Genomic DNA, 14,846 nt, shown 5'->3' on the forward strand with positions numbered 1-14,846 from the left:
GAGGATCCAGACTCCAGGTGTTTGAAGGGGGTGCATACTGCGGACACACCGGGAGTCTGGATCCTCGCCACGAGGGCGAGGATGACGCGCTCTTGATAGGGGAGACTGACCGCAGGAAAACGCCATCACTGATACGCCCCCACCCGCTTGGCCACGGCCAGCTGCACCAGGGTGATGGCCAGGATGCACAGGAACAGGACGAAGGCGACCGCGCTGGCGGAGCCCAGGTTCCACCATTTGAAGCCTTCCTCGTACATGAAATACAGCACCGTCACCGTGCTCTGGGCCGGGCCGCCTTGGGTCATGACATAGGGTTCGGCGAACAGCTGGAAGAAGCTGGCGACCGAGATGATCGAGACCAGCAAGATGGTCGGCGCGATGGCCGGAAGGGTGACATGGCGGAACTGTTTCCAGGGCCCGGCGCCGTCGATGCGGGCGGCCTCGTACAGGTCATCCGGCACGGTCTGAAGCACCGCCAGGAAGATCAGCATATTGTAGCCGAAGATCTTCCAGACCACGAACATCAGGATGGCGGGGATGGAGGTCGACGGTTGGCCCAGCCAGTCGACGGCGGGCAGGCCGATGCTCTCCAGCCCCCAGTTGATGACGCCGTAGCGGGTGTGCAGCAGATAGCGCCACACTACGGCCGTGGCGACCAGGGTGGTGACATAGGGGGCGAAGAACATGACCCGCCAAATCGGCCGCCACTTCACCACCCGCGCGTTCAGGATCACCGCCGCCGCCAGAGAGGCCGCAATGGACAGGGGCACGCCCAGGACCGCGAAGGTCAGCGTGTTCTTCATCGCGCCCCAGAACAGCGGATTGGTCATCAGCCGCTCGTAGTTCTGCAGGCCGACGAAGCGCAGATTGTCGAGGTCCGCCAGGGCGTAGATGTCGAAGTCGGTCAGGCTGAGCAGCAGGGCCGCGATCACCGGAAGGGCGAAGAACAGGCCGATGGCGATCATGGCCGGGGCGACGAAGCCCCAGGCGGCGCGTTCGCGGGCTGCGAGGCCACGTGAACGTCTGACGGCAGGTACTGCGGGATCGACGACGGTCATACGGCCCTGCCCTGCTCCATCATCCAGCGGCGCTTCTCCAGCAGTCGATCAGCACGGCGATCGATCTCGGCCGCCGCGGTCTCGGGCGTATATTCGCCGCGCACCATCCGTTCGGCGACGATCTGCATCTCTGTCACGATCCGCTCCCATTCGGGAACCTTGGGCACGGCCTTGGCGCGTTCCAGCTGGCCCCGGAAGGGCGCCAGCATAGGGTCGCGCTCGACCTGAGCGATATCCCAGGCGCTTTTCCGCGCCGGCAGGTCGCCGACGATGGTGTTGAACCGGGCCTGGACCGCCGGTTCGGACAGATAGCGCACCAGGGCCCAGGCCGCCTCCTGATGCGGCGAAGACTGGAAGACCGCCAGGCTGGAGCCGCCCGGCGCCGAGGCGCCCAGGCCGTTCGGCCCCGGCACGCCCGCCGTGGCCCAGCTGGACTGAAACGACGTCGGCAGACGGCTGCGGAAATCGCCCACGCTCCACGGGCCGGAGAAGTAGAAGCTGAAATAGCCGCGCGCGAACTCGGTCCAGACGTTGGAGATCTGCGCCGCCGACGCCAGGGGCGCCAGGCCCTCGGCGAACAGGCTGCGATAGAAGGCCAGGGCCGCGATGAAGCCAGGGTTGGAGAAGTTGCCGCGCGTATTCCTGTCCCGCAGCAAGGGCTCCTCGGTCTGAAGGCCGAAGGTCAGAAGCTGCTCGAACTCGTTCAGCGGCAGCAGGATGGCGTAGTTGTCGCCGCCCGCCACGCGCTTGATCCCGTGCATGGCCCGCTTCCACTCGGCCCAGGTCCGAGGCGGCGCGCCGAAGCCCGCGCGGGCCAGAAGGTCGGTGCGATAAAACAGCAGACGCGTATCGACGTACCAGGGCGTGGTCATGGCCCGGCCGGCCACCTCATTGGTCTCCAGCACCGCCTCGAACTGATCGGTCAGCAGGTCGGCGGCGGCCGGCGGGGTCGGCGACAGGGCGCCGATGGCGGTCAGTTCCGAAACCCAGGTGTTGCCGATCTGGCTGACGTCCGGCAGGGAGCCGCCAGCATAGGCTGTCAGCAGCTTCTCATGCGCCGCCGTCCAAGGCAGGGGCTGGACCGCGACGCGGACGCCGGGATTGCGCCGCTCGAACTCGGGCATCAGTTGGCCCACCGTCCCGCCCTCATTGCCCATGGCCCAGAAGCGCAGCACTGTCTCGCCGTCACGACGCGGCGTGCAGGCCGCCGCCGCCCCGCCCGCCAGCAGCGCCAGGGCACCCCGCCTGTGCGGGCCAGAGATCATGCGTTCAGCCAGCCGCCGGTGAAGCCCGCCGTCTCCAGGGCCTTACGGATGTGCGGCTCGCCGCGCATATAGCGCCAGATGAAGTCGGAGCGATGGTTCTCGGTCATGCCGACGATGGGGCCCTGGTCGATGCCCAGATAGTCGTCGGCCACCCAGCCCACCCCGTCAACGATCTTGCCGTGCTGCAAGGGCCCGTCGCGCTGGGTCAGGGTCGGGTTGAAGCTGTCGCGGAAGCCCCACTCGGTGTAAATCCCCGCGCCGAACCGGCTCTTCATCGCCTTGATGCAGGGCACGACGATCTCGGGCGCGAAGGCGATGGAGCTGGCCGCCGCCGTGGGGGCTATGGTGCCGTCGTCGCGGTCGCCGGGGCCGCGCGCCGAATAGCTGAAGAACTCGCGCTCGACCCCGTTGATCGTCTGTTTGAAATCGCCCGGCCCGTCGCAGGCCGTCAGGCCCCAGATTTCGGACGAATAGCCGGCCCACTGGCCCGGATTGTCGTGGCCGTATTTCTGCTGGGCATAGACGGCGCGGCGGCTGTTTTCGAAATAGTCCAAATACTCGCCCATCTGGGCCGACTGGCCCCGCATCCAGGCGTCCTGGATGCCGCGGAAGTCGACGTACATATGGCTGTACTGGTGGCCGAAGATCGGCGCGAAATTCAGGTGCCAACTGCCCCAGCGGTCGGTCCAGCTCTGGTCATAGCTGGCGGCCCATTCGTGCCAGACATTGACCGAAACCGGATGGGTCGGGCTGCCGATGGCCAGCAGCAGCACCAGCATGCCCTCGTTGTAGACGTGCCAGTCCGACGGGATGAAGCCGCTCTCCGGATGCCAGCCCATGGTGATCCGGTTGTCGCGCACGACGGCCCAGTCCCATTCGATCCGCTCATACAGGGCCTGGACCCGGCTGCGGATCTCGACCTCATCGGGGTGGTCGCCGTCGAAATAACGGGCGGCGAACAACATGCCGGCCATCAGCAGGGCCGTGTCCACGGTCGACAGCTCATTGGTCCGGTAACGAAGACCGGTCTCCATATCGAGGAAATGATAGAAGAAGCCCTTGTGCCCCGCCGTGCCGGCCGGCTCCGGCCCCTGGGGCAGGCTGTGGAAATAGCGGACGGTGATCAGGGTCCGCTCGCGCGCCTCGTCCCGGCTCATCCAGCGGCGCTCGACGCCGATGGGCCAGCAGGTCAGGGCGAAGCCGACCGCCGCGATGGAGCAGAAGGATTTGCTGGGCCAGCGATCCGGCGTCAGACCGGTGGCCCGGTCCGTGACCTTTTCGAACCAGCGGAAGGTGCGTTCCTGAAGCTCATCGACCTCGCGGTCCAGCCGCAGAGGCCGGCGCTGCGTGCCGTTTACCGCCCCAGTGACCGCCTGCTGCGCCGCCGCCTCGCCCACAACGAGGCCCCCGACCGCCAAGGCCGCAGCCCCTGCCGTGGTTCGCATCAGGAAGTCTCGGCGGATCATAGGCACGCTCACTGAATATCTGAAAAAAGAAGGCCGCCTTCCACGCAAGCGGAAGGCGGCCCAGGCTCAGGGTGGTTAGAAGGAGTAGCGCAGACCGACCTGGAAGCTGCGGGTCGGCGTGAAGACTCCGGTGCCAGCGCCGAAGCGCGGGCTGGTGTAGCTGCCTTCGAACGAGCTGTAGTTGGTGAAGTTGAACAGGTTGATGGCGTCAGCAATGAACTCCACTCGCTGTCCGCCAAACACTTCGAAGGCCTTCGTCAAGCGCAGATCCACTTGCCGATAGGCGAAGTTCAGGCCCGGCAGGAAGGCGCGCTTTTCGGGGTTCCCGGCATTCCAGCAGATGTTGGGACCACCCGCCGGCGCGTCAGGGCAGTTGAAAACATTATACGGCAGGCCTGAACCCAAGGTCACGATGCCGGACAGCAGGAAATCGGCCGGCAGACCCAGGGTGCCCGAGGCGACGATGCGGTGCCGCTCGTCCGTCGCCGATCGATATTCCGGCGATTGGCTGGGGACATTGTAGTCGAAGTCGAAGGCCGCATATCCGTTGTCACGGCTGCCGTTCTGGGTCGCGTCCATATAGGTGTAGGCCAGATTGAAGCCCCAGCCGTCCTGAGCGTTGTACGGCTTATCAGCGGTCAAATAGATCGCTTTATAGTCGCGTTCCTTGTCCGTGTTCTGGAAGAAGATGGTGTTCCGGAACTGCGGGAAGCCGACCGAGGTGGGCGACGGTCCGTTGAAGCGACCACCCGTCTCGGTCAGGGCGTTGGCGATGTACCAAGCAGATTCACCCTCCGTATGACCGGCCGCGAATGTAAGGGCCGTCTGCCATTGGCCGAACTTCTGGCGCACGCCGATATTGAACTGATCGGTGCGCGGCGGTTCGAAGTTGTTCTTGACAAGGAAGACCTCTCCGGCGCCCGGCGACGCGGCCAGCAGCGGATCAAGGCCGGCCGGCGTCAGATAGGCTGGGTTCCAGGCTACCGTCTGCTGCCCCCCGACGAGGCCGCCGGTGTTGGAGAAGTAGATAGTCTTGTTGAACTGGAACGGCTTGAACCGTTCATCGAAGGCGAAGTTGAAGCCGATCCGGTCGTAATAGCGCCCTGCACCGCCGAACAGCACAGTGCGTTCGTCGCCGAAAACGTCATAGGAGAAGCCGAAGCGAGGCTGGAAGGCGTCCTTGAAAGCAGGACGATCACCGTCGGAAATATAGTCAGCCGGATTGAAGTAGGACGGGAAATCGTAGCTCGGCAGGTTCTGAATCGCCGCCAGCATGTTCCGAATGGAGTCCGGCGTCCGGTAGTCGTTGTTGACCGCGTTGTCCTCGTAGTCCCAGCGGATGCCTAGGTTCAGTTCCAGCTTGTCGGTGATCTGCCAGTCGTCCTGAATGTACAGTCCGATGACATTGTTGTCAGCGTCAGCGGGAGGAACGGCCACGCCGAGGTCAACAGAGACCGGAATGGTTCGGCTTCCGTTGATTTCAGGACGCGCCTCGATGTCGTAGGTGAAGGTCGGGTTGCGGCCGAAGTCCTTCTGCACGAAGTAATTCTGCATCGAATACTTCGCACCCATCTTGATGGTGTGGGTACCCATCCAGGACAGGTCGGGGATAGTCAGGTCGTTCCGGATCGTCGTGCTCTTCTGCTCCAGGAACTGAGAGTCCGCGCGACCGCCAGCCGTGAAGACCGTCGCCTCGCGGTTGTTGATGTTGTACTGGAAGCCGGGCGTCGTCGGACTGTCGTCCCGGAAGATGACATACCGGCGGCCGTAGTCGCCGCCGTTGATCACCGACTGCTCATAGCTGGACTGCAGGTAATCGATCGCGAACTCATTCAGGAAGCGATCGCCCTGGTATTGGTGACGCAGGTTGAACGCCTTGTTCTCACCGCTGTTGCGCGCCGCGCGGCTGGGGGCGTTCTGGCCGCTGGCCCCACGGATATCCTCTTCGGTCTTGTACTCGGCGCTGAGTTCCAGACGCTGCCGGTCGTTGATCTGCCACGACAGCTTGCCGAAGAAGATGTCCTGTTCATACGGCGTCGAGGTTGTGCCCAGATCGGCGGCGAAGAAGTCATTGTATTCCGTGCGGTTCAGGAAGGACTGCGAAATCCGGTCCTCATCCTTGCGCTCGTAGGCGCCGAAGAAGTGCAGACGATCCTGGATGATCGGGCCACCCAGGCTGGCGCCGTATTGCAGTCGCTTCAGCGGCGCCTTCTCGGCTCCACGACGTTCCGAAATCTCATCCTGAGCGATCCAGTCGGGATCCTGATAGAAGACGAAGGCGTCACCGTGGAACTCGTTCGTGCCAGAGCGGGTCACGGCCGTAATGATGGCCGAACCGGCCTGTTCATACTCAGCCTTGAAGTTTTGGCTGATGACGCGGAACTCCTGAACCGCGCCCTGCGGGAAAGGGGTGCCGCGGCTGTCGTCCTGACCAGCCACGCCGCCGTCGTTGATCAGGGATTTTCGGTTCTGACCGTCGATGAAGACGTTGATGGCCTGAGCCGTCTGACCACCGGCCGAAATGGTCCGCTCCGTATCGTCTTCGCGAACACGCAAGCCGGGGGCCAGGGCGGCGAAGTTCAGGAAGTTGCGGCTGATCTGCGGCAGGTTGTTGATCTGCTGCTGGGTCACATTGGTGGCGACTTCGGGCGTGCGGACTTCAAACACCCGACGGCCGGTCACGACGATGTCGCCCAGCTCGGTCGCGCCGCTGGTCGCGGGCGCGGTCGAAGCGGCGGCGACGTCCAGATTGAGCGTGCCGACCTGGCCCAGGGCCAGGGTGACCGTTTCTTCAGCCGTCTGGCCGTCCGCGCTGGTCACTTGAACGCGATAAGTGCCGGGACGGAGACCGGAAAAGACGTAGCGGCCGTCGGCGCCGACGCGGGCGCGCGCCACATAGCCGGTCGCCACTTCCGTGGCTGTGACTTGCGCGCCGGCTTCAGCGGTCGCGCCGTCGTAAACGGCGCCGCGGAGCGTAGTCGTTGCGTTTTGGGCGCTCGCCGCCCCAGCGAAACCGGCCGCGATGGCCAGAGCCGACGCGGCCGCCAAGGCGGTGCTGCGTGTATTGAACTTTCTCATCCTGTTTTCCCCTCCTGATGGGCCCGTTTCACAACGGCTGTGCGGTTGGATTGACGGTGGTCGACCCGGCGGTTTCAGCCGCCGCGGTGGATTGTCGTTCGACCAGGAGCGGTCGAACGATTTCGCAGGCGGAATCCGGCGCCCCGTTCGGGCCGGCCTGGACCAGGCCGATCAGGCGCTCCACGCCCCTTCGGCCCATTTCCGCAATATTCACTCTCAACGTGGTCAGGGTCGGCCGGACCAGGGCCGCCAGCGGCACGTCGTCGAATCCGATCACGGCCACGTCCTCAGGGCAGCGCACGCCCGCCTCCTGGAAGGCCAGCATGGCGCCCAGGGCCATCATGTCGTTGGCCGCGAACACCGCGTCGGGGCGCTGGTCCAGAGCCAGCAACCGGGTGGCGGCGCGATGCCCGGCCGCCTGGGTGAAATCGCCCTCGACGATGATCGGTTCCTGGTCGACCAGGGCGCTGGCGTAGCCTTCGGCGCGGATGTCCGCCTCCAGGTTTCCGGCCGCGCCCCGAATGTGGGCGATGCGGCGCCGGCCCGTCGCGCGCAGATGCTCGACCGCCGTGACGGCCGCCCCGTGATTGTCGATCGCGATGGAGGGGCGGCCCGCCTCGTCCAGGCCGCCGTTCATCAACACCACCGGCATGCGGCCCGCCACGTCGGCGGCCAGGTTGGCGGCGCGCAGATGGGGCGACAGGACGATCATTCCATCGACCCGACCGCGCATCGATCGCAGGGCGGCCAGGGTTTCCTCGGTATCGCCGTGGGAGCTGGATACGATCAGATGTTTGCCGTGCGCGCGGGCGGCTAAATCCATGCCGCGGATCAGCTCGGAGAAGAACTCGCCGTACAGGTCCGGCAGGATGACGCCGATCGTGTCGGTCCGACTGGTAGACAGGCTGCGGGCGCCGACGTGAGGCACATACCGGAGATATTCGACCGCATCGAGCACCCGACGCCGGGTCGATTCCGTGATGGCGTCAGAGCCGTTAAGCACGCGCGACACTGAGGCGACGGACACCTGCGCCCGCTCCGCCACGTCACGGATCGTGGCGGCCTTGGCGGCCGGCGCATGTCCGTTAACGGCTGACGGGGTGGAGACGTCCACGGTTTCCTCTCTGAGCGTTCATCGTGCCGGCCCACTTATCGAAGGTCCGTCGATAACAAATGTAATCGGTTACATGACACAGGAGGCTCAGTCACCGCAAGCGGCGAGATGTCGCCCCTTCTCGATTTCTCCTCCCCCGACGGGTGTTCCCGTCCAGGCTTCGGCCGCCACCGCCCCTGGGTGCGATCCCTGGGGTCGGGCGGCATGATCCACCGCGAATTCAGCGGTTGATAACGACTACATCTAGTAGCGCGGGTCATCGCGACACCGTAATCTGGCGCCAGCTCTAAGGGGAGATGCGGTTTATGCGCTTTCAATCCGGCTTCGTCGCTCGCGCCGTGCGGGTCGCGATGGAGACCCGCGCCATAGAGCGCCCCTTCCTGGTCCAGGAGGTTCTGGCGCCCGCCGGCTGGTCCGACGCCCGGATCGAAGCCTGGCTGGACTGGGGCGATTCGCTCTCGCCCCCGCCGTCCGTCGCAGGCGGCTGGCTGAACGGCGCGCCGGACGCCTGGGCTGGGCGTTTGGCGGCCAAGGGATTGGCCGAGGGCGTCTTTGCCGACACCAAGGCGGCGGGCGCCTTTGCGGCGGAGCTGGCGGCTACGATGCAGCTCGGCCTGGCGACCCCGGTGGGACACGCGGCAACGGCCGGCGTCGTCGACCTCGCCGATCCATCCGCCGCCGCCCGGCTTTCCGCCCACAGGGCCGATCGGACGACCCAGCGGCTGGCGCGACAATCAGCGGAGGCCCTGACCGACGCCCTCTGCGCCGTCGCCGACGCGGTCGATCGTTGCGAGGGGGCCCGGGGGGATTGCGCCGACCCGATGCGAAATCCCGCGCTGGGCCGGGCCGCCGCCGCCGCCCGCGGCCGCGGGGCGACCGACGCCGACATCCTGCGCGCCGTCGATGGTGAGCGTCCCAGCCTGACGCTTCGCCCCTTGGCGGACGGTGCCCAGCTGGTGGTCCTGGCCGACCGGACCCAGACCGCCGCCGGCTCCCCTGAAGTTCTGGCCGCTGCAGAGGCCGCCCTGGACGGCGGCCTGGTCGTCGTCTTCGACCCGCGGGACGCTGAGGTTCTGGCCGAACCCGCCGCCAATCGGGTTCTGATCGACCTGGCTGCGGTCGCGACCCTGAGCGATGGGACGTTCGATCTTCTGCCCGATCTGGTTCGTCTGTGGGTGACGGCCCTGGACCTCCAATCGGACGACGCCGTGCTCGCGCTGGGACTGGAGGGGCTTTTGGACGCCCTGGCGCCGCTCGACGGCGATCCCGCCGCCCGCGCCGAGGCCTTGGGCGCCCTGACGGCGTCGGTCGCAGTCCAAACCTCGGTCGAGCTGGCGCGGCTGCGCAGTCCCTGTGGCGAGTGGGAGGGTTTGAAGGCCCAAATTGTCGATGTCGAAAAGGCGCGCCGCGACCGGCTGTCCGCCAATTCCTTCCCCCTCGCCGCCCAGGCGATCGAGATTCTGGATCGGACGTCCGGTCCCCGCCGCCACATCGCCTTGGGTCTGTTCGTCGACGACGCCGAGGCCCGCCTGCGTCTCGGCCGGGGCGCGCCCGCCGTCGTCGATCTATTCGAGACCGCAGACGGTGGGATCGGTCGCCGCCTGGCCCCGGCCCTGGCCGCCGCCCTGGTCCGCAGCGGAGGGGACGTCCAGGCGGCCGAGCGTCGCCTGTTCGGCCGACGCACCCTGGTCGAGGCGCCGGGCGTGGATCATTCCGCGCTCCGCGCCTTCGGCTTCACCGATGTGGAACTGGCCGCCGTGGAACAGGCTCTGGGTGCTGCGGAAAGCTTCGACGCCGTCTTCACCGCACCCGTCCTCGACCCCGGCTTCATCCGCGACGTTCTGGGACTGGAAGACGGCGACGGCCCCTTGTTGAACCTGCTGGGGGTGCCCGAAGAGGCTGAGGCCGCTGCGGCTCAATGGGTGTTCGGCCATGGTCATCTGAGGGATTGGGAGGGCGCGCCGACCGACCTCGCAGCCCTTCTCGCCGATCCCGCCGGCTTCGAGGGTCGCCTGCGTCTGGCGCTCGAACCCTTCAGCGACGCCCCGGACATCGCCCTTGAAACCCTCGACTGGCGCGCCACCGCCGCCCAGGCCGCGCGCACGCTCAGCCAGGCGGCGGATCACGGACGGCGCGCCATCCGCCTGAACCGCGCCGCGCCTCCCCCCGGCCCTCTGCTGACCCTGCCCAAGACCGACCCTGCGCCGCGCTTCGAAGCCGCACCCCAGACCGCCGCCGCACCCGCCCCCAAGGAGCGGATCATCGAACGGGTGGTGGAACGCGAACGCGCCCGCCGCAAACTGCCCGACCGTCGCAAGGGCTATATCCAGAAGGCGGCCGTAGGCGGCCACAAGGTCTATATCCACACCGGAGAATATGAAGACGGCGAACTGGGCGAGATCTTCATCGACATGCACAAGGAAGGCGCCGCCTTCCGCAGCCTGATGAACAACTTCGCCATCGCCATCTCTATCGGCCTGCAATACGGCGTGCCGCTGGACGAGTTCGTGGACGCCTTCGTCTTCACCCGCTTCGAGCCGGCGGGACGGGTCACCGGCAATGATTCCATCCGTTCGGCGACCTCGATCCTCGACTACATCTTCCGCGAACTGGGCGTCTCCTATCTGAGCCGCCAGGAGTTGGCCAACGCCCAGGCGGATCACACCCAGGCCGAGGGCCAAAACTGGGGCGAACTGGGCGATGGAAAGCCCAAGGACGGCGAGGCCGTCCCCGCCGCACGCTTTATATCCAAGGGGTTCGCGCGCGGCTCGGCGCCGGACAATCTGGTCGTCGTGCCCTTCGGCCGCAAGCTGGAGACGGAGCCTCGGCCAGGCGGCGAGACAGAGGCGGCGGCCTGTCCCTCCTGCGGGGACTTCAGCCTGCAACAACGCGGCGCCGGCTGGACCTGCGACACCTGCGGCGCGGCGCCGGCCCTGCAAGGCGGGGATCAGGGCTAAGTTAACGGGTCGCCCCTAGGCTCAGGATCAATGCGACGCCTTCGCCGGAGCGACCCCATGTCCCGCCTGACCGCCCTTTCCCTCGCCGCCGCCCTTCTCGCGACCCTGGCCGTCCCCGCCTCGGCCCAGAACGCCGGTCAGATCGCCTCGGTGCGTCGGGGCGCTTCCTGCGCGGGCTGCAACCTTTTTCAGGGCGACTTTTCCGGGCTTGAGGCGCGGGGCCTGAACCTGTCGCGGTCGCGTCTGCGCCAAGCCGACCTGAGCCTGAGCGTGATGAACCGCACCCGCTTCTCCAACGCCGATCTGCGCGACGTGGACGCCTATGGCGGGGTCTTTTCCGGCTCCAGCTTTTCAGGCGCGAACCTGACCAACGCCAGTTTCGTCGGCGCCTATCTGCAAGGGGCGAACTTCGCAGGGGCCACGCTCGAGGGAACCAATCTCTCCGGCGCCGATCTGTCGCGCGCCTCAGGTCTGACGCAGAGCCAGCTCAACCGAGCCTGCGGCGACGGCTCCACCGTCCTGCCGCACGGCCTGCGTATTCCGGCCTGCTGAAGGCCGCCAATCTTGCCGGCATTTAACGAAATTACCTCGATTTAAGTAGGTCCGGTCACGGTTTCAGGGCATTCAGGCGGTGTGAAACAGATCATCCGCCCTACCCTTTCGGTCCTTTTGCCCGCCTTGGCTGCGGCGAGCGGCCTTCTGCTGGCGCCGTCCGCCTTCGCCGGCGTCGAGATGACGGTGCAAGATCGCGACGTGGCCCGGTCAGTCTCGCTCGGCGGATCCTGCAATCGCTGCGAGCTGTCGGGGCGCAATCTTTCCGGTGCGACCTTCACCGGCGCCAGCTTCATGAACGCCACCCTGGTCGGGGCCAATCTGCGTGGCGCGGAAATGGTGGGGTCGAACTTCACGGGCAGCGACTTCAGCCGCGCCAATCTGACCGGAGTCGAGATCGTCGGCGCCGACTTCACCTCCACCAGCTTCGCAAACGCCGTCCTGACGGGAGCAGAGGCCCAGGGCGCCTCCTTCGTGCGCGCCAACCTTTCCCGCGCCAACCTTTCCGGAGGCGAGTTGCACGGGGTCAATTTCAACGGCGCCACCCTGATCGAGGCCGACTTTTCGGGCAGCGAGCTATTCGGCGCGACCCTGGCCAATGTCCGCGCCGCCGGGGCCGATTTCAGCGATGCCGAGATCAACGCCTCCAACCTGACCCACGGGGACTTCACCGGCGCCTCCTTCCGGGATTCCAGCCTGGACGGCGCGCGGCTGACCGGCGGCGTCTTTAGCCGGGCCGACTTCAGAGACGCCTCCCTGCGGCGCACCGATATTCGAGGCGCAGATTTGTCCGGCGCGCGCAATCTGACCCAGGATCAGGTGCGGGAAGCCTGCGGCGATGGATCGACCCGCCTTCCCGGCCGTCTGACGGCCCAGGCCTGCCGCGGCGCAATCCGCGTCATCCGCGCCGTTCCCGCGCCGCCGACGCCGCCCGCGCCGCCGCGCGTCCGCAACTTCGTGACTGCAGAGCGCTGACGCCCTGCTGAATGCGGTCGAATCGAAAAGGGCGCGCCTTTCGGCGCGCCCTTTCTTTCGCTCAGTCAGGCCGATCAGACCTTGATCGGCGGGGCCGTGCGGATGTGCAGCTCCTTCAGCTGGCGATCCTGCACCGAGGCCGGGGCGCTCATCAGCAGGTCTTCGCCTTGCTGGTTCAGCGGGAAGGCGATTACCTCGCGGATGGCCTGCTGACCGGCCAGCAGCATGACGATCCGGTCGATGCCGGGCGCCAGGCCGCCGTGCGGCGGGGCGCCGAAGCGGAAGGCGTTCAGCATGCCGCCGAACTGCTCTTCGACCACCGAGGCGTCGTAGCCCGCGATTTCGAAGGCCTTCAGCATGATCTCGGCCTTGTGGTTCCGGATCGCGCCCGAGCACAGCTCATAGCCGTTGCAGACGATGTCGTACTGATAGGCGCGGATGGTCAGCGGATCCTGGGTCTCCAGGGCCTCCAGCCCGCCCTGAGGCATCGAGAAGGGGTTGTGGCTGAAGTCGACCTTCTTCTCTTCTTCCGACCATTCGAACATGGGGAAGTCGACGATCCAGCAGAATTTGAACTGGTTCTCGTCCACCAGCTTCAGCTCCGTCCCCACGCGGGTGCGGGCAAGACCGGCGAATTTGGCGAAGGTCGACGGCAGGCCGGCGACGAAGAAGGCGGCGTCGCCCTGGCCCAGGCCCAGGGACTGCATCAGGGCCTCGGTCGGCTCCTGGCCCAGGTTCTTGGCGATGGGGCCGCCCCAGGCGCCCTGGTCGTCGGACCAGAAGATATAGCCCAGGCCCGGCTGGCCTTCGCCCTGAGCCCAGCTGTTCATGCGGTCGCAGAAGGCGCGCGATCCGCCGGTCGGCGCCGGAATGGCCCAGACGGCGTTCTTCTCGTCCGCGCCCAGGATCTTGGCGAACAGGCCGAAACCGCCGTCGCGGAAATGGTCGGACACGACCTGCATCTTGATCGGGTTGCGCAGATCCGGCTTGTCGGAGCCGTACCAGGCCATTGACTGGGCGTAGGTCAGGCGTTCGAAGCCCTTGTGTTCGAAGCTCTGACCGAAGTCGTTGGTGAAGGTGTGGGTCTGGTCGATGGGCGAGACCGGCTTGCCCTCGCCGAACTCTTCGAAGACGCCGTGCATGACGGGTTCGATGGCGGCGAAGACGTCTTCCTGGGTCACGAAGCTCATCTCGACGTCGAGCTGGTAGAACTCCAGCGATCGGTCGGCGCGCAGGTCTTCATCGCGGAAACAGGGCGCGATCTGGAAATAGCGGTCGAAGCCCGAGACCATCAGCAGCTGTTTGAACTGCTGGGGCGCCTGCGGCAGGGCGTAGAACTTCTCGGGGTGCAGGCGGCTGGGCACCAGGAAGTCGCGCGCGCCCTCGGGCGACGAGGCCGTCAGGATCGGCGTCTGATATTCCAGGAAGCCCTGGTCGAACATGCGGTTGCGGATCGACTGGATCACGCGCGAGCGCAGCACGATGTTCTTGTGCAGGGTCTCGCGACGGAGATCCAGGTAGCGGTGCTTGAGACGGATCTCCTCAGGATACTCCGGCTCGCCGAAGACCGGCAGCGGCAGTTCGGCGGCTTCCGACAGAACCTCGACGCCCTGGACCCGGACCTCGATCTCGCCGGTCGGCAGGTTCGGATTGATGACGGCGGCGTCGCGGGCGATCACTTCGCCGTCCACCCGGATCACGCTCTCGGCGCGCAGACGCTCCACGGCGGCGAAGCCCGGCGTCTCGGGGTGCAGCACCAGCTGGGTCAGGCCATAGTGGTCGCGCAGGTCGATGAACAGCAGACCGCCGTGGTCGCGCTTCCGGTGGACCCAGCCGGACAGGCGAACGGCGGAACCGGCGTCGGAGGCGCGCAGGGCGCCGCAGGTATGGGAGCGGTAGGCGTGCATGAACAGACCGTCTGGAAATCTGGCGGTGGAATCTGACGCCTTCGGCGCCTGAAATCGAAGCGGCGTAGGGCGCATCATCGCCCCGGAAAGTCAAGGTTTCAGCCGTTGCAAACCCCGCTGCGGCGCGCAATAGCGGTTCCAGTAAAGCTGAAGGCGCCCATGTTCATCGTCACCATCACCTATACCCAGCCGATCGAGGCCATTGAGCAAAAGACGGTCGAGCACCGCGCCTGGCTGGACCAACACGTCGCCAGCGGCCTGATCCTCGCCGCCGGCCCGATGGTTCCTCGCACCGGCGGCATTCTGGTCGTCCGTGGCGGCGGAACGAAGGAGGCGCTGGAAACCCTGCTGAAGGACGATCCTTTCCAGGTCCACGGCCTGGCCGATTACAAGGTGACCGAGTTCAAGGCGGGCAAGCTGAACCCCGTCCTGGCCGAACTCGCCTGAAACGCTCCACAGGGTCTGACGTCCCTC

Annotated in this window: 10 protein-coding genes; 4 read left to right on the forward strand and 6 right to left on the reverse strand. The window is 66.3% G+C overall.

The window, feature by feature from the left end; genetic code table 11:
- Positions 1–125: 125 nt before the first annotated feature.
- The 5 genes from AC1RKE_RS01540 to AC1RKE_RS01560 all read right to left on the reverse strand — a co-directional run bounded on the left by AC1RKE_RS01540 (position 126) and on the right by AC1RKE_RS01560 (position 7,981).
- On the reverse strand, positions 126–1,058 hold the full coding sequence (locus AC1RKE_RS01540; RefSeq protein ID WP_348684433.1) for a carbohydrate ABC transporter permease: 933 nt from the start codon (positions 1,056–1,058) through the stop codon (positions 126–128).
- Complete coding sequence (locus AC1RKE_RS01545) at positions 1,055–2,323, reverse strand: sugar ABC transporter substrate-binding protein (RefSeq protein WP_395941930.1); 1,269 nt, start codon at positions 2,321–2,323, stop codon at positions 1,055–1,057. The genes AC1RKE_RS01540 and AC1RKE_RS01545 overlap by 4 nt, the downstream gene beginning before the upstream one ends.
- On the reverse strand, positions 2,320–3,789 hold the full coding sequence (locus AC1RKE_RS01550) for a glucoamylase family protein (RefSeq protein ID WP_348684366.1): 1,470 nt from the start codon (positions 3,787–3,789) through the stop codon (positions 2,320–2,322). Before AC1RKE_RS01550 ends, AC1RKE_RS01545 begins: the two co-directional genes overlap by 4 nt.
- 75 nt (positions 3,790–3,864) lie before the next feature.
- A complete protein-coding gene (locus AC1RKE_RS01555; RefSeq protein WP_182713513.1) occupies positions 3,865–6,867 on the reverse strand; it encodes a TonB-dependent receptor in 3,003 nt (1,000 codons plus the stop codon).
- Positions 6,868–6,895: 28 nt separating this feature from the next.
- Positions 6,896–7,981 carry a LacI family DNA-binding transcriptional regulator gene (locus AC1RKE_RS01560; RefSeq protein ID WP_197273308.1) on the reverse strand — a complete coding sequence of 362 codons (1,086 nt, stop codon included), beginning with the start codon at positions 7,979–7,981 and terminating at the stop codon, positions 6,896–6,898.
- Between the two features lie 305 nt (positions 7,982–8,286).
- Between AC1RKE_RS01560 and AC1RKE_RS01565 the strand changes: the two genes are divergently transcribed.
- From AC1RKE_RS01565 to AC1RKE_RS01575, 3 genes are all read left to right on the forward strand, one after another.
- Positions 8,287–10,938: a TSCPD domain-containing protein gene (locus AC1RKE_RS01565; protein WP_395941928.1), complete on the forward strand. Its 2,652-nt coding sequence runs from the start codon at positions 8,287–8,289 to the stop codon at positions 10,936–10,938.
- A 57-nt stretch (positions 10,939–10,995) separates the two neighbouring features.
- Positions 10,996–11,490, forward strand: a complete 495-nt coding sequence (locus tag AC1RKE_RS01570) for a pentapeptide repeat-containing protein (protein ID WP_348682942.1) — start codon at positions 10,996–10,998, stop codon at positions 11,488–11,490.
- Between the two features lie 81 nt (positions 11,491–11,571).
- The gene (locus AC1RKE_RS01575; protein WP_183214744.1) at positions 11,572–12,465 is read left to right on the forward strand and encodes a pentapeptide repeat-containing protein; all 894 of its coding nucleotides are present in this window, start codon (positions 11,572–11,574) and stop codon (positions 12,463–12,465) included.
- A 74-nt stretch (positions 12,466–12,539) separates the two neighbouring features.
- On the opposite strand, the gene aspS is transcribed toward AC1RKE_RS01575, so the two are convergent.
- Positions 12,540–14,372, reverse strand: a complete 1,833-nt coding sequence (aspS, locus tag AC1RKE_RS01580; protein ID WP_348682941.1) for an aspartate--tRNA ligase — start codon at positions 14,370–14,372, stop codon at positions 12,540–12,542.
- A gap of 159 nt (positions 14,373–14,531) precedes the next feature.
- Between aspS and AC1RKE_RS01585 the strand changes: the two genes are divergently transcribed.
- Positions 14,532–14,819 carry a YciI family protein gene (locus tag AC1RKE_RS01585; protein WP_348682940.1) on the forward strand — a complete coding sequence of 96 codons (288 nt, stop codon included), beginning with the start codon at positions 14,532–14,534 and terminating at the stop codon, positions 14,817–14,819.
- Positions 14,820–14,846: the final 27 nt, after the last annotated feature.

This window comes from Brevundimonas sp. GW822-FHT03E11 (assembly GCF_058801445.1).